A 21,988-nucleotide genomic window follows, 5' to 3' on the forward strand; every position below is an offset into this window, starting at 1 on the left:
ACCCCGCCCGCCCTCGTCATGAGACGGCTGCGCCGGCCGATGGCCGGCCGGCGCTACACCGCGCTCAGCTGTTCAGCGAGCGCTTGTCGACGGCGAGCGCCGCTTCGCGCATCACTTCCGACATCGACGGGTGCGGATGGCAGATGCGGGCGATGTCTTCCGACGCCGCCTTGAATTCCATCGCCACCACGGCTTCCGCGATCAGGTCCGACGCGTTCGCCGCGATCACGTGCACGCCGAGCAGTTCGTCGGTCTTCGCGTCCGCGATCATCTTCACGAAGCCGTCCGGCGCGTTCATGCCGAGCGCGCGGCCGTTGATCGAGAACGGGAACTTGCCCGACTTGATCTCGCGGCCTTCCGCCTTCAGCTGCTGCTCCGTCTTGCCGACCCATGCGATTTCCGGGTACGTGTAGATCACCCACGGAATGCAGTTGTAGTCGATGTGCGGCTTCTGGCCGTCGATCACTTCCGCGACCAGCACGCCTTCGTCTTCCGCCTTGTGCGCGAGCATCGGGCCACGCACCACGTCGCCGATCGCGTACACGTTCGGCACCGCCGTGCGGCAGTGGTCGTCCACGTCGATGAAGCCGCGCTCGTTCGCCTTCAGGCCGATTGCCTCGAGGCCGAGGTTGTCGGTGTTCGGCACGCGGCCGACCGACACGATCAGGCGGTCGGCGTCGAGCGTCTGCGCGTTGCCGTCCTTGTCCGTGTAGGCGATCGACACGCCATTCGCGGTCGTCTTCACTTCGCCGATCTTCACGCCGAGGTTGATGTCGAGGCCCTGCTTCTTGAACAGCTTAGCCGCTTCCTTCGCGAGCGCTTCGTCGGCTGCGCCGAGGAAGGCCGGCAGCGCTTCGAGCACCGTCACTTCGGCACCGAGGCGACGCCACACCGAGCCGAGCTCGAGGCCGATCACGCCTGCGCCGATCACGGCGAGCTTCTTCGGCACCGAGTCGAACGTCAGCGCACCTTCGTTGTCCGACACGATCTTGTTGTCGACCGGGATGCCCGGCAGGTGACGCGCCTTCGAGCCCGTCGCGATGATCACGTTCTTTGCGGTGACGACTTCGGTTTCACCTTCGCCGCTCACTTCGATCTGCACGCCGGCGTCGGTCTTGCCGGTGAACTTGCCATGGCCCTTCAGCCAGGTGATCTTGTTCTTCTTGAACAGGAACTCGATCCCGCTCGTCATCTTCTCGACGATCGCGTCCTTGCGGCCGAGCATCTTCGCGACGTCGATCTTCACGCCGTCGACCGTGATGCCGTGGTCGGCCAGGTGGTGCGACGTGTTCTCGAACTCTTCCGACGATGCAAGCAGCGCCTTCGACGGGATGCAGCCGACGTTCAGGCACGTACCGCCGAGCTTCAGCGCGCCGGCCGGGTTCTTCCACTTCTCGATACAGGCAACGGTCTTGCCGAGCTGCGCGGCGCGGATCGCGGCGATGTAGCCACCGGGGCCGGCGCCGATCACGACGACGTCAAATTCCTTGGACATGACAATCCTTTCTTCTTGTGCAGCCGCACGGGCCGCGCGTGTCGCGCGCCCGTGCGGTGCGGGTCAATGCGGTGAAACTCGGCTTACAGGTCGAGCAGCAGGCGTGCCGGATCTTCCAGCGCATCCTTCATCGCGACGAGCGACAGCACGGCTTCGCGGCCGTCGATGATGCGGTGGTCGTACGACAGCGCGAGGTAGTTGATCGGACGGATCACGATCTGGCCGTTTTCGACGACCGGACGCTCCTTCGTCGCGTGCACGCCGAGGATTGCCGATTGCGGCGGGTTGATGATCGGGGTCGACAGCATCGAGCCGAACACGCCGCCGTTCGAGATCGAGAACGTACCGCCCGTCATTTCCTCGATCGACAGCTTGCCGTCCTTCGCCTTCTGGCCGAACTCGGCGATCTTCTTTTCGATCTCGGCGAGGCTCAGTTGATCCGCGTTGCGCAGGATCGGCACGACGAGGCCGCGCGGCGAGCCGACAGCGATACCGATGTCGAAGTAGCCGTGGTAGACGATGTCGTTACCGTCGATCGACGCGTTCACGAGCGGGAACTTCTTCAGCGCGTGGACGGCCGCCTTCACGAAGAACGACATGAAGCCGAGCTTCACGCCATGTTCCTTCTCGAACTTGTCCTTGTACTTGTTGCGCAGCTCCATGACCGGGGCCATGTTCACTTCGTTGAACGTGGTCAGGATCGCGTTGGTCTGCTGCGACTCGAGCAGACGCTCGGCGATACGCGCGCGCAGGCGCGACATCGGCACGCGCTGTTCCGGACGGTCGTTCAGCCAGGTCGCGGCCGATGCCGGCACCTTCACTTCCGGCAGCGACGGCTTCGCAGCGGCGGTCTTCGCCTGTGCGGCAGCCGGTGCGGCCTTCGGTGCGCTGCCTGCTGCCAGCGCGTCGCCCTTCGTGACGCGGCCGTCGCGGCCCGAACCCGCGACGTCGCCTGCCGACAGGCCCTTCTCGGCCAGCAGCTTCGATGCGGCCGGCGATGCGGTGGTCGACGATGCGGCTGCAGCGACCGGCTGTGCTGCCGGTGCGGCTGCAGCAGGCGCTGCTGCCGGCTTGACTTCGGCGGCGCCTGCCGCGGCTTCGGCTGCACCTGCCTTCGCTTCGGTGTCGATCGTTGCGATCAGCTGATCGGCAACGACGGTGTCACCGTCGTTCTGCAGCACTTGCGCGAGCACGCCCGCAGCCGGTGCCGGCACTTCGAGCACGACCTTGTCGGTCTCGAGTTCGATCAGGATTTCGTCTTGAGCGACTGCTTCGCCCGGCTTCTTCTTCCACTGCAGCATGGTGGCTTCCGAAACCGACTCCGAAAGCTGGGGGACTTTGACTTCTACGATAGCCATGTGATTTTCCTGGATGCTTAATCTGGGGTGTGACGAGGTTCGTGCGATTCCTTCGGCCGGTGCGGCGCGCAACGCGCCCGGCGGGCCAAAAGAGACGGGAAAGCGCATGGCGCCTTCCCGTTTCGCTTCCGTCGGTTATTTCGCGATCGATGCGCTCTTCAGGCGGCCGAACGCACCTTCGATGAGGGCCTTCTGCTGCTCGTAGTGCTTCGCGTAGTAGCCAACCGCCGGCGAGGCCGAAGCCGGACGGCCGCTGTATGCCAGCTTCTGCCCTTCCTTCATGCCTTCCTTCAGATGGTGCTCGACGTAGAACCAGGGGCCCTGGTTCTGCGGCTCGTCCTGCACCCAGACCACTTCAGTCGCGTTCTCGTACTTCTTCATTTCGGCTTCGAACTGCTTGTGCGCGAACGGATACAGCTGCTCGATACGGATGATCGCGACGTCGTTCGCCTTCGCTTCGCGGCGATGGGCGACGAGGTCGTAATACACGCGGCCCGAGCATGCCAGCACGCGCTTGACCTTCTTCGCGTCGATGCCGCCGTCGGTTTCGCCCAGCACCGGCTGGAACGAACCCTTCGCGAGTTCCGACAGGTCCGACACCGCTTCCTTGTGACGCAGCAGCGACTTCGGCGTTGCGACGATCAGCGGCTTGCGGAACAGGCGGATCATCTGGCGACGCAGCAGGTGGAAAATCTGTGCCGGCGTCGTCGGTTGAACGACCTGCATGTTGTGATCGGCGCACAGTTGCAGGAAACGCTCGATACGCGTCGACGAGTGCTCCGGACCCTGGCCTTCGTAGCCGTGCGGCAGCAGCATCGTCAGACCCGACACGCGGCCCCACTTCACTTCGCCCGACGAGATGAACTGGTCGATCACGACCTGCGCGCCGTTGACGAAGTCGCCGAACTGCGCTTCCCACAGCACGAGCGTGTTCGGCTCGGCGGTCGAGTAACCGTATTCGAAGCCCAGCACCGCTTCTTCCGACAGCACCGAGTCGATCACCGTGAACTTCGCCTGGCCTTCGGCGATGTTCTGCAGCGGCACGTACGTGCCGTCGTTCCAGCGCTCGCGGTTCTGGTCGTGCAGCACCGCGTGACGGTGCGTGAACGTGCCGCGGCCCGAGTCCTGGCCGGTCAGGCGCACCGAGTAACCCGATGCGACGAGCGACGCGAACGCGAGGTGTTCGCCCATGCCCCAGTCGAGCGGCTGGTCGCCACGCGCCATGTTGCGGCGGTCGTTGATCACGCGCTCGACGAGCGGGTGGACCTTGAAGTTTTCCGGGACCGTCGTGATGCGTTCGCCGAGGCGCTTCAGTTCTGCGAGCGGCACGGCCGTGTCGGCTGCATCCGTCCACTTGCGGTTCAGGAACGGGACCCAGTCGACCGCGTACTTGCTCTTGTAGTTCGACAGGACCGGGTCGACCGTGTGGTGACCGTCGTCCATCGCCTTGCGGTACGCCTTCACGTAGTTGTCGGCGTCTTCCGCGGTGATCACGCCCTGCTGCACGAGCTTCTCGGCGTACAGCGCACGGGTGCCCGGGTGCTGCGCGATCTTCTTGTACATCAGCGGCTGCGTGACCGCCGGCGTGTCCTGCTCGTTGTGACCCAGCTTGCGGAAGCAGACGATGTCGATCACGACATCCTTGTGGAACTGCATCCGGTAGTCGATCGCGATCTGGATCGCGAGCACGACAGCTTCCGGATCGTCACCGTTCACGTGCAGCACCGGCGCTTCGATCATCTTGACGACGTCGGTACAGTACAGCGTCGAGCGCGCATCGCGCGGGTCGGACGTCGTGAAGCCGATCTGGTTGTTGATGACGATGTGCAGCGTGCCGTGCGTGCCGTAGCCGCGCGTCTGCGCGAGGTTCAGCGTTTCCATCACGACGCCCTGGCCAGCGAAGGCCGCGTCACCGTGGATCTGCACCGGCAGCACTTGCAGGCCGTCTTCGTCGCCGCGACGGTCCATCCGCGCCTTCGCGGAACCTTCGACCACCGGGTTCACGATTTCGAGGTGCGACGGGTTGAACGCGAGCGACAGGTGGACCGGGCCGCCTTCCGTCGACACGTCCGACGAGAAGCCCTTGTGGTACTTCACGTCACCGGCCGGCAGGTCGTCGACGTGCTTGCCTTCGAATTCGGCGAACAGATCGGCCGGCATCTTGCCCAGCGTGTTGACCAGCACGTTCAGACGGCCACGGTGGGCCATGCCGATGATGATTTCCTGCACGCCGCGCTTGCCCGCGTGCTGGACGACTTCGTCCATCGCCGCGATGAAGCTTTCGCCGCCTTCGAGCGAGAAGCGCTTCTGGCCGACGTACTTGGTATGCAGGTAACGCTCGAGGCCTTCGGCGGCCGTCAGGCGATTCAGGATGTGCTTCTTCTCGTCGGCCGAGAAGTTCGGCGTCGCGCGGGTCGACTCCAGGCGCTCCTGCCACCAGCGTTTCTGTTCCGGGTCGCTGATGTACATGTACTCGGCGCCGATCGTGCCGCAGTACGTGTCGCGCAGGCCCTTGACGATGTCACGCAGCGAAGCCTGGTCGAAACCGAAGTACAGGTTGCTTGCGCTGTACGTCTGGTCGAGGTCGCCTTCGGAGAAATCGTAGAACGCGGGTTCGAGCTCGGGAATGGCGGGACGTTCGCGACGCTTCAGGGGATCCAGATTGGCCCATTGCGAGCCGAGGAAGCGATACGCGCTGATGAGAGACTGGACGTGCACCTGCTTGCGTGCCGCAGCCAGGTTGGTCGTGCTTTCGCGCGGGATGAAGGCATTGGCCTTCGCGCGCTCGGCGAACGATTCGACGATCGGAAAATGGGCGACGTCATTGGCATTCGAACCGTCCGTTGCAGGCACATTCTGCAGCGCGTCGAAATACTCTCGCCAGTTCTCCGGCACCGATGCCGGATTGTTGAGGTATGCATCGTACAGTTCTTCAACGTACGAAGCATTGCCGCCGAACAGATAGGAGTTCAGCTGAAACTGCTTCATTACATCTGACATTTTACGCTCACCTTTCTTCGAGCTTCTCGAGAAATAGCGGGTTACTCAACCTTCCGCGACACGGCCTGACCGTTTAGCGGATTGCGAATCAAGTCTTGCTTGGAAGGACCTAAAACTTGCGTGCGCGCAGCATATCACAGAACCGATACCGGAGTTCACGGCGAAATGTGCCTGAAAGCACCGCGCGACGGGGTTTTGCCGGATTGCCACGACCCGCAGGAACAGTGTTTTGCAGACAATCCGATTGCACGCTGCGCAGATGCAAAAAAGGCTGCCCGCAAGCAGCCTTTTCCGTGATGCAGCGAACGACCGGAACGCTTAGTCGACCGCGCCTTCGCGGCTCGCGCGGCGACGCTCGTGCTCCTTCAGGAAGCGCTTGCGCAGGCGGATCGATTGCGGCGTCACTTCGACGAGCTCGTCGTCGTCGATGAATTCGACCGCGTATTCCAGCGACATCTGGACCGGCGGCACGAGGCGCACCGCTTCGTCGGTACCCGACGCGCGCACGTTGGTCAGCTGCTTGCCCTTGATCGGGTTCACGACGAGGTCGTTGTCGCGGCTGTGGATACCGATGATCATGCCCTCATAGAGCGCGTCGCCCGGCTTCACGAACATGCGGCCGCGATCCTGCAGCTTCCACAGTGCGTAGGCCACGGCAGCGCCGTCGTCCTGCGAGATCAGCACGCCGTTGCGGCGCTCGAACACCGAGCCGTCCTTGACCGGTGCGTACGAGTCGAAGATGTGGCTCATCAGGCCCGTGCCGCGCGTGAGCGTCAGGAATTCGCTCTGGAAGCCGATCAGGCCACGCGCCGAGATCTTGTATTCCAGACGCGTGCGGCCGCGGCCGTCCGACGCCATGTCGAGCATCTCGCCCTTGCGGCGGCCGAGCTCTTCCATCACGCCACCCTGATGTTCGTCCTCGACGTCGACGGTCAGCAGTTCGTACGGCTCGTGACGGACACCGTCGATTTCCTGCATCACGACGCGCGGACGCGACACGGCCAGCTCGTAGCCTTCACGACGCATGTTCTCGACGAGAATCGTCAGGTGCAGCTCACCACGACCCGACACTTCGAACACCGTTTCGTCGCCGGTGTCCTTCACGCGCAGCGCGACGTTGTGGTTCAGCTCCTTCATCAGGCGGTCGCGGATCTGGCGGCTCGTGACGAACTTGCCTTCGCGGCCGGCGAGCGGCGACGAGTTGACGAGGAAGTTCATCGTCAGCGTCGGTTCGTCGACGGTGATCATCGGCAGCGCTTCCGGCGTATCCACCGCGCAGATCGTCGCGCCGATGCCGACGTCTTCAATACCGTTGATCAGCACGATGTCGCCTGCTTCGGCCGATTCGACCTGCACGCGCTCGAGACCCGTGAACGACAGCACCTGGTTGATCTTGCGGTTCAGCACTTCGCCTTCCGGGCCGAAGCGCATCGCGACCGGCTGGCCCGGCTTGATGCGACCGCGCGTGATGCGGCCGACGCCGATCCGGCCGACGTACGTCGAATAATCGAGCGACGTGATCTGCAACTGCAGCGGTGCGTCCGGATCCGCCGGGCGGACCGGCACGTGCTCGAGGACTGCCTCGAACAGCGGGCGCATGTCGCCTTCGCGCGCGGCCGGGTCGAGCGACGCATAGCCGTTCAGGCCCGATGCGTAGACGATCGGGAAATCGAGCTGCTCTTCGGTTGCGCCGAGCTTGTCGAACAGGTCGAAGGTCTGGTTGATCACCCAGTCGATCCGCGCACCCGGGCGGTCGATCTTGTTGACGATGACGATCGGCTTCAGGCCGAGCGCGAGCGCCTTCTTCGTGACGAAACGGGTCTGCGGCATCGGGCCCTCGACCGCGTCGACGAGCAGCAGCACCGAGTCGACCATCGACAGCACACGCTCCACCTCGCCACCGAAGTCCGCGTGCCCCGGCGTGTCGACGATGTTGATGTGCGTGCCTTCGTACTCGACCGCGCAGTTCTTCGCGAGAATCGTGATCCCGCGCTCTTTTTCGATGTCGTTCGAGTCCATCACCCGCTCGGCAATCTGCTGGTTCTCGCGGAAGGTGCCGGACTGGCGAAGCAGTTGGTCGACGAGCGTGGTCTTGCCGTGGTCGACGTGGGCGATGATGGCGATATTGCGAAGGGCGCGGGTCATAGAAACCTGGAAATCGTTTGAACGCGCAAAAGCGCCCGCTCGTTTTTCACGGGCGCGCGCATTGCAGCTTGGAAAGCCACAAATTATAGCACGTGCGGATGTCGGGAGCTGACCGGCACGTTGCGACGCAACACCAGACGACCGCACACCCTCCCCTCGAACCCGCCGGTCGGCCGAAGCCCGCGCCATTGGCAAGCCCCAAAAACCTTATTGGGATAGTGGATTTATGGGACACAAAGCGCGCCCTTTGCCGTTCGATTAACATTTGCCGCGGCAAGCAACTGTGCCTATACTGCTGCCTAGTCAACTATTGCAGCTTCAGGGTTTTATGTCGGATTCTTCTACCCAACCGCCCGTCTCGCCGCTGTCCTCGTATCAGATGAACGACAGCGTCGGTTATCTGATGTCGCGCGTGAAGTCCGTGATGACCAATCTCGTCACGCAACGCACGCAGGAGGAGCTCGGCATCACGGGCACGCAGGCGAGCATGCTGTTCATGATCGCGGTCGGCAAATGCTCGACGGCCGCCGAGCTCGCGCGCGAGTACGGGATCGACGCGAGCGCGGTCACGCGCCTGCTTGACCGGGTCGAGAAACGCGGCCTGCTTTCTCGCGTCCGCAGCGTCGAGGATCGGCGTGTCGTGCGCCTCGAGCTGACCGACGAAGGCCGTGCACTCGCCGAACGGCTGCCGCCGATTTTCCGCAGCGTGCTCGACCAGGTGCTGGACGGGTTTACGCCGGAGGAAGTCGGGTTTCTGAAGAGCATGCTGCGCCGCATTCTCAGCAACTACTGCGAGACCGCCGGCGGCAGCATCACGTAATAGTTGCCATAACAATTACTTTTGACAGATTAATGTAAGGAAATCCTTGCAGTGTCCATCATTCATTCCGAGTCAGGGATCAGCGCGATGAAATCCTCCCCGTTGTCCGTGCGCGCCGGGTCGTGCCGCGCCGCCGTCGCCGCCGCGGTCGCCGCACTGGCACTGGCGGGCTGCGCGAACTACATCGGCATCAAGAGCGACAAGCAGATCGCCCCCGCGTCGCAATTCGAATCCGCCCAGAGCCTGCCGGCCCAGGGCGGCCAGTGGCCGGCGCTCGACTGGGCCAGCCAGTTCGGCGATCCGCAACTACCGAAGCTGATCGACGAAGCCCTGCAGGGCAATCCGTCTATCGCGCAGGCGCAGGCGCGCATCGCAAAGGCGTCGTCATACATCGAATCGTCGCGCTCGAACCTGATGCCGAAGGCGGAAGCCAGCTATTCGTGGACGCGCGAGCTGTATTCGTCGAACGCGCTGTTCCCGCCCCCGTACGGCGGCCAGTGGTACAGCGAAAACAACGCGCTCGCGAGCGCGTCGTGGGAACTCGACCTGTGGGGCAAGAACCGCGAGCGCCTGCATACCGCCGTGTCGCAGGAAAAGGCGGCCGAAGCCGACATGCAGCAGGCACGCATCACGCTCGCGTCGTCGGTCGCACGCACCTACAACTCGCTCGCGCAACTCTATGCGCTGCGCGATATTGCGCAGCGCGAGATCACCAACCGCGAGACGGTCGGCAAGATCACCGACGGCCGCGTGTCGGCCGGCCTCGACACCAACGTCGAACGCCAGACGGCGCGCGGCAATATCGCGACGACCCAGGCTTCGCTGTCCGATCTCGATGGCCAGATCACGACGGTGCGCTACCAGCTTGCCGCGCTGCTCGGCAAGGGCCCGGACCGCGGGCTGCAGATCGCCGCGCCCGTGGTGAACCCGAGCGGTGAAGTCGCCCTGCCCGGCAACCTGCCGGCCGATCTCGTCTCGCGCCGCCCCGACATCGTCGCCGCGCGCTGGCAGGTCGAAGCCGCGATGCACGACGTGAAGGAAGCGAAGGCCGAGTTCTATCCCGACGTGAACCTCGCGGCCGGCTTCGGCTTCGATGCGTTCGGCTGGGGCAAATTCCTGAACTTCGCGAGCCGTCAGGCGCAGTTCGGCCCGGCGATCCACCTGCCGATTTTCGACGCCGGCGCGCTGCGCGCGCAGCTCAAGGGCCGCTACGCGGACTTCGACCTGTCGGTGGCGAACTACAACCAGGCGCTGATCAGTGCGCTGAACGACGTCGCGACGCAGGTCGCATCGATCCGCGCGGTCGATCGCCAGATGGGCGATGCGCAACGCGCACTCGACGCATCGACGCGCGCCTATGACCTCGCGGTCATCCGCTACAAGGCCGGCCTGTCGCCGCAACTGCAGGTGCTGACCGCGGACAGCAACCGCCTCGCATCGGAGCAGACGGTGACCAACCTGAAGATGCGCCGCCGCGACATGCAGCTCGCGCTGATCAAGGCGCTGGGTGGCGGGTTCGACGCGACCGGCACGCCGCTCGCCGCACCCGATGCCGACAAGCCGACAAAACAGGCCGCCAACTGATCCGGCGCCACCACTACGCAGACACTCGAAATAACGGACGGAGAAAATCGCCATGAGCGACCAACAAAACGCCGCCAGCGCGCAGCCGCAGAACAACGGCAAGCGCAAGCGAATGATGACGCTGCTCGTCGCGGTCATCGTGATCGCAGCCATTGCGTACGGCCTGTATTACTTCCTCGTCGCCCGCTTCCATGAAGGGACCGACGACGCGTACGTGAACGGCAACGTCGTGCAGATCACGCCGCAAGTCACCGGCACCGTGATCGCGGTGAAGGCCGACGATACGCAGACCGTCAAGGCCGGCGATCCGCTCGTCGTGCTCGACCCGGCCGACTCGCAGGTCGCGCTGCAGCAGGCGGAAGCCAATCTCGCGCAAACGGTGCGCCAGGTGCGCGGCCTGTTCGTCAACGACGACCAGTACCGCGCGCAAGTCGCGCTGCGCCAGTCCGACCTGTCGAAGGCGCAGGACGACCTGCGTCGCCGCCTCGCCGTCGCGCAGACGGGCGCCGTGTCGCAGGAAGAGATCTCGCATGCCCGCGACGCAGTGAAGGCCGCGCAGGCGTCGGTCGACGCCGCGCAGCAGCAGCTCGCATCGAATCGCGCATTGACCGCGAACACGACGATCGCATCGCACCCGAACGTGATGGCCGCCGCCGCGAAGGTGCGCGACGCGTACCTCGCGAACGCACGTAACGTGCTGCCCGCGCCGGTCACTGGTTACGTCGCGAAGCGCTCGGTGCAGGTCGGCCAGCGCGTGTCGCCCGGCAACCCGCTGATGTCGGTGGTGCCGCTCAATGCCGTGTGGGTCGACGCGAACTTCAAGGAAGTCCAGCTGAAGCACATGCGCATCGGCCAGCCGGTCGAGATGACGGCCGACATCTATGGCTCGTCGGTCACGTACCACGGCAAGGTGGTCGGCTTCTCGGCCGGTACGGGCTCGGCGTTCTCGCTGCTGCCGGCGCAGAACGCGACGGGTAACTGGATCAAGGTCGTGCAGCGCCTGCCGGTGCGGATCGAACTCGATCCGAAGGATCTCGACAAGCACCCGCTGCGCATCGGCCTGTCGATGCAGGTCGACGTGGACATCAAGGACGAACGCGGCGACCAGCTCGTGAACGCACCGAACACCGTCTACGAGACCAACGTGTTCGCGAAGTACGGCGACGAAGCCGATGCCGAAATCGCCCGCATCATCGCCGAGAACGCAGGCGGCAACGCATCCGCGCCGGCCGCGGCGAAGTCGAATGCCGTCGCGAAGATGATGTAACCGTTCCGACTCCGGAAAAAGCAACCGACATGGCACAGGCTCCTGTCTCTCACCCGCCCTTGCAGGGCGGGCAACTCGTGATCGGGACGATCGCGGTATCGCTCGCGGTGTTCATGAACGTGCTCGACACGTCCATCGCGAACGTCGCGATCCCGACCATCTCGGGCGACCTCGGCGTGTCGTCCGACCAGGGCACGTGGGTCATCACGTCGTTCGCGGTCGCGAACGCGATCTCGGTGCCCCTGACCGGCTGGCTGACCGACCGCTTCGGGCAAGTGCGACTGTTCCTCGCGTCGATCATCCTGTTCGTGATTTCGTCGTGGATGTGCGGTCTCTCGCCCAACCTGCCGTTCCTGCTCGGGTCGCGCGTGCTGCAAGGCGCGGTGGCCGGCCCGATGATTCCGCTGTCGCAAGCGCTCCTGCTGTCGAGCTATCCACGCGCCAAGGCACCGATGGCGCTCGCGCTATGGGCGATGACGACGCTGATCGCGCCCGTCGCCGGCCCGATCCTCGGCGGCTGGATCTCGGACAACTACTCGTGGCCGTGGATCTTCTACGTCAACATCCCGGTCGGCATCGCCGCCGCCGCCGCGACGTGGGCAATCTATCGCAACCGGGAGTCGGCCGTGCGCCGCGCGCCGATCGACGGCGTAGGCCTCGCGCTGCTGGTCGTCTGGGTCGGATCGCTGCAGATCATGCTCGACAAGGGCAAGGATCTCGACTGGTTCGCGTCGACGACCATCATCGTGCTCGCGCTGACCGCCGTCATTGCGTTCGCGTTCTTCGTCATCTGGGAATTGACTGCCGAGCACCCGGTCGTCGACCTGTCGCTGTTCCGCATGCGGAACTTCACCGGCGGCACGGTTGCGCTGTCGATCGGGTACGGCCTGTACTTCGGCAACCTCGTGCTGTTGCCGCTGTGGCTGCAGACGCAGATCGGCTACACCGCGACCGACGCCGGTCTCGTGATGGCGCCGGTCGGGCTGTTCGCGATCCTGCTGTCGCCGCTCACCGGGAAGTATCTGCCGCGCACCGATCCGCGCTTCATCTCGACGGCGTCGTTCCTGACGTTTGCGCTGTGCTTCTGGATGCGCTCGCGCTACACGACGGGCGTCGACGAATGGTCGCTGACGCTGCCGACGCTCGTGCAGGGCATCGCGATGGCCGGCTTCTTCATCCCGCTGGTGTCGATCACGCTGTCCGGCCTGCCCGGCCACCGCATCCCCGCGGCATCGGGCTTGTCGAACTTCGTGCGGATCATGTGCGGCGGCATCGGCACGTCGATCTTCCAGACCGCCTGGGACCATCGCAACAACTTCCATCACGCGCAACTGGTCGAGCAGGCGAACGTCTACAACCCGACGTTCAACCAGGCCGTCACGCAGATGGGCAACCTCGGGCTGACGCAGGACCAGGCGCACGGGCTGATCAACAACATGGCCACGCAGCAGGCCGCGCAGCTCGGCGTGAACGACCTGTTCTACATCTCGGCGGCAATCTTCGTGCTGCTGATCGGGCTGATCTGGATCACGAAACCCGAGCGCTCGGGCGGCGGCGATGCAGGTGCCGCGGCATCGGCTGCACACTGAACACGCATCCTGGACGCAAACAAAAAGCCCGGTCGACATCGACCGGGCTTTTTCATTCGAGCGGGAGCGTTCGCGCGGCTGCGTCAGGCCGCCGTGACGACAAGCCGTTCCGGCGCCAGTACGCCGTTCGCCTTGCGCGCCACGCCGAGCAGCCGAGTGGCGTCATAGACGCGCACACGCTCGCCTTCGGCCGCGTCGATCGGATCGAGCGCCGACAGCGGCAGGCGCTGGCCGTGCAGGAACCGTTTCGCGCTGGTTTCATCGAGACGAACCAGCGGAAACGTCGACAGCAACGCGTCGACCGGCTGGAGCCATGCATCGCGCGACGCTTCGTCTGCATCGGACAGCGCATCGAGCGTCACCGCATGCTCGAGTGTCAGCGCGCCGACGCCCGTGCGACGCAGCATCGTCAGATGCGCGCCGCAACCGAGCGCCTCGCCGATATCCTCCGCCAGCGTACGCACGTAAGTGCCCTTGCTGCAGGTCACGCGAAACGTCACGTCAGGCAGGTTGCACGCGAGCAGGTCGAGTGCGAGGATCGTCACGTTGCGGCCCTCGCGCTCGACGGTCTGCCCCGCCCGCGCATATTCGTACAGCGGCTTGCCGTCACGCTTGAGCGCCGAATACATCGGCGGCACCTGCACGATCTCGCCGGTGAAGCGCACGAGTGCGGCTCCCACCGCCGCGCGGTCGCATTCGACGGGCCGCGTCTCGATCACTTCGCCTTCCGCGTCGCCGGTGGCCGTACGCTGACCGAGACGCATCGTCGCCTCGTAGGTCTTGTCCGCTTCGAGCAGATCCTGCGAGAACTTCGTCGCCTCGCCGAAGCACAGCGGCAGCAGGCCGGAAGCCAATGGATCGAGCGTGCCGGTGTGACCGGCTTTTTTCGCGAGCAGCAGACGCTTCGCGCGAATCAGCGCATCGTTGCTCGACAGGCCGACCGGCTTGTCGAGCAGGAGGACACCGTCCAGCACGCGCCGGGGCACGCGCGGACGTTGGGGTGCTGCAGTCGTCATAGGCCGGTCGAGCTCAGTCGTCCTTGGCGGCCGAATCGGCCTCGTCGTCGTCCTTCGCGCGCGTCGAGTTCGCTTCCTTGATCAGGCGCGACATTTCCACGGCCTTCTCGATCGTCTGGTCGTAGTGGAAATGCAGCGTCGGCACCGTATGGATGTGCAGGCGCTTGAACAACAGGTTGTGCAAGTGACCCGACGCGTGGTTCAGCGCTTCCTGCGTCTTGTCCGGATCGCCGGTCAACGCGGTGAAGTAGACCTTCGCGTGTGCGTAATCCGGTGTGAGCTCCACGCTCTGGATGGTCACGATGCCGATGCGCGGGTCTTTGACCTCGCGCATGATGAGTTCGGACAGATCGCGCTGAATCTGGTCAGCGATCTGCACGTTGCGATTGGGGGAAGTACGTTTCCTGGACATGATCGATCCGTGATCCGTTTATCAGGATAAAGCGGCGGCCAGTGTTGGCACGCCACCATGAAAATGGGCGGGACAGGCCCAAAGCCTGCCCCGCCCATGAGCCGATGCGCGAGGGTTACAGCGTACGCGCGACTTCGGTCACTTCGAAGACTTCGAACTGGTCGCCTTCGACGATGTCGTTGAAGTTCTTCACCGACATACCGCACTCGAAGCCTTGCTTCACTTCCTTCACGTCGTCCTTGAAGCGCTTCAGCGATTCGAGTTCGCCCGTGAAGATCACGACGTTGTTGCGCAGCACGCGCACCGACGACGAGCGCTTGACGACGCCGTCCGTCACCATACAGCCGGCGACTGCACCGATCTTCGGTACCTTGAAGACCTGGCGCACCTCGACCATGCCGGTGATGACTTCGCGCTTCTCCGGCGCCAGCATGCCCGACATCGCCGCCTTCACCTCATCCACTGCGTCATAGATGATGTTGTAGTAGCGGATGTCGATACCGTTCGACTCGGCCAGCTTGCGCGCCTGTGCATCTGCACGCGTGTTGAAGCCGATGATGACAGCCTTCGATGCCGTTGCGAGGTTGACGTCGTTTTCGCTGATGCCACCCACCGCGCTGTGCACGATCTGCACGCGCACTTCGTCGGTCGACAGCTTGAGCAGCGATTGCACGAGTGCTTCCTGCGAGCCCTGCACGTCCGCCTTGATGATGAGCGGCAGGTTCTGCACTTCGCCTTCGCCCATCTGCTCGAGCATGCTTTCCAGCTTCGCGGCCTGCTGCTTCGCCAGCTTGACGTCGCGGAACTTGCCCTGACGGAACAGCGCGATTTCACGCGCCTTGCGCTCGTCCGGCAGCACGATCACTTCTTCGCCCGCACCCGGCACTTCCGACAGACCCTGGATTTCGACCGGGATCGACGGGCCGGCTTCCTTCGTCGGCTTGCCGTTTTCGTCGAGCATCGCGCGCACGCGGCCATAGGCCGTACCCGCCAGCACGACGTCGCCTCGGTTCAGCGTACCGGACTGCACCAGGATCGTCGCGACCGGGCCCTTGCCCTTGTCGAGCTTCGCTTCGATCACGATGCCCTTGGCCGGCGCCTCGACCGGTGCCTTCAGTTCCAGCACTTCGGCTTGCAGCAGCACGTTCTCGAGCAGATCGTCGATACCCGCGCCCGTCTTCGCCGAAACCGGCACGAACGGCGAATCGCCGCCGTACTCTTCCGGCACGACGCCTTCCGCGACCAGCTCCTGCTTGACGCGATCGAGATTCGCGTCCGGCTTGTCGATCTTGTTGATCGCGACGACGATCGGCACACCGCCTGCCTTCGCGTGGGCGATGGCTTCCTTCGTCTGCGGCATCACGCCGTCGTCGGCTGCCACCACAAGCACCACGATGTCGGTCGCCTTCGCGCCGCGTGCACGCATTGCCGTGAACGCTTCGTGACCCGGCGTATCGAGGAACGTGATGACGCCGCGCGGCGTTTCGACGTGGTATGCGCCGATGTGCTGCGTAATGCCGCCCGCTTCGCCCGCTGCAACCTTCGCGCGGCGGATGTGGTCGAGCAGCGAGGTCTTGCCGTGGTCGACGTGACCCATGACCGTGACGACCGGCGGACGCGGCAGTTGCTCCGCATCGGTACCAGTTTCGCCTTCGACGAGCAGCGCTTCCGGATCGTCCAGCTTCGCGGCAACCGCGCGGTGGCCCAGTTCTTCGACGATGATCATCGCCGTTTCCTGGTCCAGCACCTGGTTGATCGTGACCATCTGGCCCATCTTCATCATCACCTTGATGACTTCGGAGGCCTTGACCGACATCTTGTGCGCGAGGTCGGCAACCGACACGGTTTCCGGCACGTGCACTTCACGAACGATCGGCTCGGTCGGCGCCTGGAACGTCGAGCTGTCCTGGTGACGGCCGCGACCCTTCGGGCCGCCGCGCCAGCCGCGGTCGACACCGCCGCTGGAATCGCCGCGCGTCTTGATGCCGCGACGCTTCGACGCGTCGTCCTGCCAGCCGCCCTTGCCTGCGCCCGGCTTCTTGTTACGGTCGCCCGCACCTGCCGGCGCAGTCGTGGCCGGCGCTGCCGCACCGGCCGGCTTCTTCACGGCCGGACGCGCCTGCGCACCTTCCGGCTTCGCCGGCTTGTGCAGCGTGCCCTTCGCTTCGGCTGGCTTCGGCGGCTCGACCGGCTTCGGCGGCTCGACTGCCTTGACCACGGCCTTGCGCGGCGTGTTCATCATTTCGCGGATCGCACGCGCTTCGGCTTCTGCCGCTGCACGACGCTTGCTGATCTCTTCCTGCTCGGCGCGCGCCTTGTCCGCCGCCTCGCGGGCAGCGTCTTCAGCCTTCTTCGCCGCTTCGCGCTGAGCCGCACGTTCGGCGGCTGCGCGTGCTTCGTCCTGCGCGGACTGCGTGCTGGCCGTTTCCTGCTGCTCGGCTGCCGCAGCCTGCTGCGCGGCCGCCTGCTGCTGCGCCGCCGCTTCGGCCGCGGCACGCTTCACTGCGGCCTCTTCCTCGGCGCGACGACGCTCGGCTTCAGCCGCTTCCTCGCGGGCGCGGCGCTCTGCTTCCTCGCGCTCGAGGCGTTCCTGGCGCTCGCGAAGCTCCTGCGCCTGCTTCTCGAGCAGCTCGGCCTCACGGCGCGCTTCTTCTTCGCGACGCTTCAGTTCCGCATCGTCGTCCGCCTCGGCAACCTGCGCCTGACCCTGTTCCGCACCCTCGCTCACGTCGTCGCGCTTGACGAACGTACGCTTCTTGCGGACCTCGACCTGAATGGTGCGAGCCTTGCCCGTCGCGTCAGATTGCTTGATCTCCGACGTATGCTTGCGGGTCAGCGTGATCTTGCGCTTGTCGCCGTCGGTTGCGCCGTGCGACTTGCGCAAATGATCGAGCAGACGCGCCTTGTCCGTTTCGGACAGCGCATCGTCTTCACTCGCTTTCTGGACGCCCGCTGCCTGCAGCTGTTCGAGCAGCACACCAGCAGGCATTTTCAGTTCCGCGGCAAATTGGGCTACGTTGTTACTCGCCATTCATTCCTCTTAGTGCAAGGACCGATTCCTTGCGGTTAGCATCGGGTCAGGCCATACGGCCGCCATCAAATCAGTGCGCCATGGTCATTTCTCACTGGAACCAATGTTCACGTGCTTTCATGATCAACGCCTTAGCGGCATCCTCTTCCATTCCGGTCATGTCGACCAGTTCATCTACAGCCAGCTCGGCGAGATCGTCGCGCGTCTGCACGCCGTGTTCGGCCAGCTTCGCGAGCAGCTCCGGCGTGATGCCGTCGAGGCTCTTGAGATCCAGCGCTGCGTTCTCGACCTTTTCTTCATTCGCGATGGCCATCGTCAACAGCGCGTCGCGTGCGCGATTGCGCAGTTCGTGCACGGTGTCCTCGTCGAACGCCTCGATTTCGAGCATTTCGTTGAGCGGCACGTACGCGATCTCTTCCAGGCTCGTGAAGCCTTCGTCGATCAGGATGTCGGCAACTTCTTCGTCGACGTCGAGACGCGCCATGAACAGTGCACGCAGCCGGTCGCGCTCTTCACCCTGCTTCAGGGCGGATTCGTCCGGCGTCATGATGTTGATCTGCCAGCCGGTCAGTTCGCCTGCAAGACGAACGTTCTGACCGCTGCGGCCGATCGCGACAGCCAGCTCGTTCTCGTCGACGACGACGTCCATCGAGTGCTTTTCTTCATCGACGACAATCGACTGAACAGCTGCCGGCGCGAGCGCGCCGATCACGAACTGGGCGGGATCCTCCGACCATAGCACGATGTCGATGTTTTCGCCACCGAGCTCGTTGCGCACGGCCTGCACGCGGGAACCGCGGATGCCGACGCAGGTGCCGATCGGATCGATCCGCTTGTCGTACGCGATGACGCCGATCTTCGCGCGCACGCCCGGGTCGCGGGCAGCCGCCTTGATCTCGAGCAGGCCCTGCTCGATTTCCGGCACTTCCATCTCGAACAGCTTCATCAGGAACTCGGGCGCCGTACGCGACAGCTCGATCTGCGGGCCGCGCGCGGTGCGGTCGACCTTCGCGATGTAGGCGCGCACGCGGTCGCCCACGCGCAGGTTTTCCTTCGGGATCAACTGATCGCGGCGCAGCAGCGCCTCGACACGGCCCGATTCGACGATGAAGTTGCCCTTGTCGAGGCGCTTCACCGTACCCGTCATGATCTTTTCACCCCGCTCGAGGTAGTCGTTCAGGATCTGCTCGCGCTCGGCGTCGCGCACCTTCTGCAGGATCACCTGCTTCGCGGCCTGCGCGCCGATGCGACCGAACTCGATCGACGGAACGGGTTCCTCGACATACTCGCCGACTTCGACGTCGGGCTTCTGCTCACGTGCTTCGAACAGCAGGATCTCGCGATCCGGCTCCTGCAAGCCTGCCTCGTCGGGCACGACGAGCCAGCGACGGAAGGTTTCGTGCTCGCCGCTTTCGCGATCGATATGGACGCGGATTTCGGCGCCTTCGTCGAACAGCTTCTTGGAAGCGGACGCGAGCGCAGCCTCGAGGGCGCCCAGCACCACATCCTTGTCGACGTTTTTCTCGCGCGCCAGCGCATCCACCAGCATCAACACTTCGCGACTCATTATTTGCGGCTCCTAAAGTCAACTTGCGGAATCAGGCGGGCTTTGTCGATATCGGCCAGCGTGAAATCCAGCATGGCCGCCTCGCCCTTCTTCCTCTCAAATTCCAAACCGATCGTTTCGCCATTCGGCGCGTGCAGAATGCCCCGGTACGTCTTGCGCCCGTCCAGAGGCTTTTTCAAGGTCACGGAAACTTCGCTGCCAGCGAAGCGCTCGAAGTCGGCCAGCTTCTTCAACGGGCGGTCGAGCCCCGGGGACGAGACTTCGAGCCGTTCGTAATCGATGTTTTCGACCGTCAAGACGTGCTGGAGCTGACGCGTGACCTTTTCGCAATCTTCGAGCGAGATGCCGGCAGGCTGATCGATATAGATGCAAAGCATGCCGCGCCCGGTGCGCTCGAGATCCACCAGCTCGTAGCCGAGCCCGGTGACCGTGGTTTCTATCAGTTCCGTCAGTTGCACTGTGTCCTCTCAGGTGTTCGCGCCCGCCGCTCGCGATTACACCCGCGGGCGCGCGCCTTAGCCGGCGCAGGAAGCGCTACCCGAGATGCCTAACCGTTTCAGCAAAAAAAAATGGGCGGAACGCCCATCTTCTTACTGGTGGTCGCACCTGAGCCGCACATTGAATCCGTACGCCCAGCGACTCCGCGATTATAGCGATTTTTGGCGCAAACGCCAAGCCAGCCGGTAAAAGCAGCGTGTCGCCTGCCTTTACGGGCCCAAAAATGCGAAATCGGGCTGCACGATCGACCGGCGCCATGACGACAGGCCGGTGATCGGTCATGCCGGCGGCCATCCAGCACCGCGCGACATATATACAGTCGAAAGCAATCGACGCAATGCCTCGCGCCGACAAGACCGGCCGGATGCCGATCCGGCCGGCACACCGGCGGCCTTGCGCCGCATGCCTGACTGAATGCTCAGCGGCTGCGCGTGCGGCTGCGCTGCGGACGCTGACCGCCGCGCGGGCCGCCGCCATTGCCGGCACCCTCGGCACGATTGCCGTTCGGGTTGCGGTTACCGCCCTTGCTGCCGCCACGCTTGGGGCCTGCGCCATACGACGCGCGATTGCCGTCGACATCGCCACGGCCACCGCCGGCGCGATTGCCATCGCGTCCGCCCCCGCCCGCACGGTTGCCATCCCGGCCGCCGCCAGCGCGATTGCCGTAGCCCGACGGCGCGACCGGCAGGCTGCCGTAGCCGCTCAGGCCCGGCAGGCCCGGCCCGCCACGACGACCACCACCACGACGGGGCTGATCCAGCTGCCCATGCGTCGTCAGCACCGGCTCACGGCTGATGAAGCCCATCGACGTCTGCATCGGATCGGGCTGGCGACGCTCCGCCTGGCCCGCACCGGCGCGCTTGCCCTTCTCTTCGGACGGCGCCTTCAGGCCGACGGTCGCCATCAGCTTGCGCACCTGCGCGTCGTCGAGCTCTTCCCAACGACCGCGCTTCAGGCCACGCGGCAGCGGAATCGGGCCGTGACGCGTACGGATCAGGCGGCTCACCATCAGGCCGACCGCCTCGAACATCCGGCGCACTTCGCGGTTGCGGCCTTCGGCCAGCGCAACGTGATACCAGTGGTTCGTGCCTTCGCCGCCGCCGTCGCGGATGCGCAGGAAGTTCGCCGGGCCGTCATCGAGCTCGACGCCGTGCAGCAGTTTCTGCCGCATGCCTTCGGCCAGTTCGCCGACGACACGCACCGCGTACTCACGCTCGACGCTGTAGCGCGGATGCATGAAGCGGTTGGCGAGGTCACCGGAAGTCGTCAGCATCAGCAGACCTTCGGTATTGAAGTCGAGGCGGCCCACCGCGAGCCATTTCGCCGTCTTCATCGGCGGCAGGCGGTCGAACACCGACGGACGGCCTTCCGGATCCGCGTGGCTGACGATCTCGCCCGTCGGCTTGTGGTACAGCAGCACGCGCGGCGGCTTGTTCGGCAGCTTGCGCTTGACCGGCTTGCCGTTGATCCGCACCTGGTCGGTCGGCATGATGCGCTGGCCAATGTGCGCGGGCTCGCCGTTCACCGACACGCGGCCGGCCACGATCAGCTCTTCCATTTCGCGGCGCGAGCCCATGCCCGCTTCCGCCAGCACCTTGTGAAGCTTCGGCGCATCGTCGTCCGGCGACAGCACGCGCTTGTTCGCCGGCTGGCTACGGCCGCGACGCAGCATCGGTGCACGCACGCCGCTACCGCCCGCGGAGTTGTCCGCGTCGAATGCCGGCGACGTCACGTAGGCGAACAGTTCGTCCTGGGACGCATCGCCCTCCACCTTTGCCGCGCCGCCTTCAGCCTTCGGCGCGCTGCCGCGACGACCCTGGCCGCCCTGAGCCTTGGCCGCGCCTTCGCGCTTGGCCGCCGGCTTGCGAGCCCCCTTAGCCGCACCTTCCTTGCGCGGCGCGCGCGTCGGCTGCTGCGCTTCGGCGGCCTCGGCCGGCTGCGCGTCAGCGCCTTCGCCGCCCTGCGGCTCGCCTTCGGCGCCCTTCGACTTGGCTGCCGCGCGACGCCGCGCGATCAGGCTGCGCGGGCCTCGCCGCAGACCGCGGCGGGGACGCTCGTCGCCGCCCTCGGCCGAAGCGCCCTGCTCCGGTGCATCGTCGGCACGCGCTGCCTGCACGGCAGGCGCGGACGATTCAATATCGTGGATATCTGTCAAAACAACCTCAAAATGTCAGGTCTCGCGCCCGGCGCGGGCGCGGCAAGAAGT

At 64.8% G+C, this 21,988-nt stretch carries 14 protein-coding genes; 4 read left to right on the forward strand and 10 right to left on the reverse strand.

The features are described from left to right. Positions 1 to 64: 64 nt before the first annotated feature. From lpdA to typA, 4 genes are all read right to left on the reverse strand, one after another. Positions 65 to 1,495 carry a dihydrolipoyl dehydrogenase gene (lpdA, locus tag CFB34_RS16060; protein WP_089425219.1) on the reverse strand — a complete coding sequence of 477 codons (1,431 nt, stop codon included), beginning with the start codon at positions 1,493 to 1,495 and terminating at the stop codon, positions 65 to 67. A gap of 83 nt (positions 1,496 to 1,578) precedes the next feature. Further along, positions 1,579 to 2,853, reverse strand: coding sequence for a 2-oxoglutarate dehydrogenase complex dihydrolipoyllysine-residue succinyltransferase (gene odhB, locus CFB34_RS16065; protein WP_089439954.1), 1,275 nt, complete (start codon positions 2,851 to 2,853; stop codon positions 1,579 to 1,581). Positions 2,854 to 2,988: 135 nt separating this feature from the next. Then, complete coding sequence (locus tag CFB34_RS16070; protein WP_069247825.1) at positions 2,989 to 5,853, reverse strand: 2-oxoglutarate dehydrogenase E1 component; 2,865 nt, start codon at positions 5,851 to 5,853, stop codon at positions 2,989 to 2,991. Positions 5,854 to 6,171: 318 nt separating this feature from the next. Then, positions 6,172 to 7,998 (reverse strand): translational GTPase TypA, encoded by a 1,827-nt coding sequence (gene typA, locus CFB34_RS16075; protein ID WP_021162397.1) that lies wholly within the window; start codon positions 7,996 to 7,998, stop codon positions 6,172 to 6,174. A gap of 328 nt (positions 7,999 to 8,326) precedes the next feature. On the opposite strand from typA, the gene CFB34_RS16080 reads away from it, so the two are divergent. The 4 genes from CFB34_RS16080 to CFB34_RS16095 all read left to right on the forward strand — a co-directional run bounded on the left by CFB34_RS16080 (position 8,327) and on the right by CFB34_RS16095 (position 13,258). Continuing rightward, the gene (locus CFB34_RS16080) at positions 8,327 to 8,818 is read left to right on the forward strand and encodes a MarR family transcriptional regulator (protein WP_069247824.1); all 492 of its coding nucleotides are present in this window, start codon (positions 8,327 to 8,329) and stop codon (positions 8,816 to 8,818) included. Between the two features lie 87 nt (positions 8,819 to 8,905). Then, positions 8,906 to 10,402: an efflux transporter outer membrane subunit gene (locus CFB34_RS16085; protein ID WP_089439952.1), complete on the forward strand. Its 1,497-nt coding sequence runs from the start codon at positions 8,906 to 8,908 to the stop codon at positions 10,400 to 10,402. Between the two features lie 52 nt (positions 10,403 to 10,454). Next, positions 10,455 to 11,669: an HlyD family secretion protein gene (locus tag CFB34_RS16090; protein ID WP_089439951.1), complete on the forward strand. Its 1,215-nt coding sequence runs from the start codon at positions 10,455 to 10,457 to the stop codon at positions 11,667 to 11,669. Positions 11,670 to 11,698: 29 nt separating this feature from the next. After that, on the forward strand, positions 11,699 to 13,258 hold the full coding sequence (locus CFB34_RS16095; protein ID WP_071334374.1) for a DHA2 family efflux MFS transporter permease subunit: 1,560 nt from the start codon (positions 11,699 to 11,701) through the stop codon (positions 13,256 to 13,258). An 83-nt stretch (positions 13,259 to 13,341) separates the two neighbouring features. Here the strand turns inward: CFB34_RS16095 and truB are convergent, their stop codons facing one another. The 6 genes from truB to rluB all read right to left on the reverse strand — a co-directional run bounded on the left by truB (position 13,342) and on the right by rluB (position 21,937). Beyond that, positions 13,342 to 14,274, reverse strand: a complete 933-nt coding sequence (gene truB / locus CFB34_RS16100) for a tRNA pseudouridine(55) synthase TruB (RefSeq protein WP_089439950.1) — start codon at positions 14,272 to 14,274, stop codon at positions 13,342 to 13,344. 13 nt (positions 14,275 to 14,287) lie between these two features. After that, positions 14,288 to 14,686, reverse strand: a complete 399-nt coding sequence (rbfA, locus tag CFB34_RS16105) for a 30S ribosome-binding factor RbfA (RefSeq protein WP_089425212.1) — start codon at positions 14,684 to 14,686, stop codon at positions 14,288 to 14,290. 115 nt (positions 14,687 to 14,801) lie between these two features. Continuing rightward, entirely contained in the window at positions 14,802 to 17,717 is a 2,916-nt protein-coding gene (gene infB / locus CFB34_RS16110; RefSeq protein WP_089439949.1) for a translation initiation factor IF-2, read from the reverse strand. 91 nt (positions 17,718 to 17,808) lie between these two features. Continuing rightward, on the reverse strand, positions 17,809 to 19,284 hold the full coding sequence (nusA, locus tag CFB34_RS16115) for a transcription termination factor NusA (RefSeq protein WP_006476166.1): 1,476 nt from the start codon (positions 19,282 to 19,284) through the stop codon (positions 17,809 to 17,811). Beyond that, positions 19,284 to 19,742, reverse strand: coding sequence for a ribosome maturation factor RimP (gene rimP / locus CFB34_RS16120; RefSeq protein WP_014897219.1), 459 nt, complete (start codon positions 19,740 to 19,742; stop codon positions 19,284 to 19,286). The genes nusA and rimP overlap by 1 nt, the downstream gene beginning before the upstream one ends. A 458-nt stretch (positions 19,743 to 20,200) precedes the next feature. Next, positions 20,201 to 21,937, reverse strand: a complete 1,737-nt coding sequence (rluB, locus tag CFB34_RS16125; RefSeq protein ID WP_089439948.1) for a 23S rRNA pseudouridine(2605) synthase RluB — start codon at positions 21,935 to 21,937, stop codon at positions 20,201 to 20,203. Positions 21,938 to 21,988 lie beyond the last annotated feature (51 nt).

This window comes from Burkholderia sp. HI4860, assembly GCF_002223045.2.
GTDB lineage: Bacteria > Pseudomonadota > Gammaproteobacteria > Burkholderiales > Burkholderiaceae > Burkholderia.

Coding starts and splice junctions, on each gene's coding strand:
- lpdA (WP_089425219.1), bottom strand. CDS start 1,495: ATGTCCAAGGAATTTGACGTCGTCGTGATCGGCGCCGGCCCCGGTGGC.
- odhB (WP_089439954.1), bottom strand. CDS start 2,853: ATGGCTATCGTAGAAGTCAAAGTCCCCCAGCTTTCGGAGTCGGTTTCG.
- truB (WP_089439950.1), bottom strand. CDS start 14,274: ATGACGACTGCAGCACCCCAACGTCCGCGCGTGCCCCGGCGCGTGCTG.
- CFB34_RS16085 (WP_089439952.1), top strand. CDS start 8,906: ATGAAATCCTCCCCGTTGTCCGTGCGCGCCGGGTCGTGCCGCGCCGCC.
- CFB34_RS16070 (WP_069247825.1), bottom strand. CDS start 5,853: ATGTCAGATGTAATGAAGCAGTTTCAGCTGAACTCCTATCTGTTCGGC.
- infB (WP_089439949.1), bottom strand. CDS start 17,717: ATGGCGAGTAACAACGTAGCCCAATTTGCCGCGGAACTGAAAATGCCT.
- rbfA (WP_089425212.1), bottom strand. CDS start 14,686: ATGTCCAGGAAACGTACTTCCCCCAATCGCAACGTGCAGATCGCTGAC.
- typA (WP_021162397.1), bottom strand. CDS start 7,998: ATGACCCGCGCCCTTCGCAATATCGCCATCATCGCCCACGTCGACCAC.
- CFB34_RS16090 (WP_089439951.1), top strand. CDS start 10,455: ATGAGCGACCAACAAAACGCCGCCAGCGCGCAGCCGCAGAACAACGGC.
- CFB34_RS16095 (WP_071334374.1), top strand. CDS start 11,699: ATGGCACAGGCTCCTGTCTCTCACCCGCCCTTGCAGGGCGGGCAACTC.
- CFB34_RS16080 (WP_069247824.1), top strand. CDS start 8,327: ATGTCGGATTCTTCTACCCAACCGCCCGTCTCGCCGCTGTCCTCGTAT.
- nusA (WP_006476166.1), bottom strand. CDS start 19,284: ATGAGTCGCGAAGTGTTGATGCTGGTGGATGCGCTGGCGCGCGAGAAA.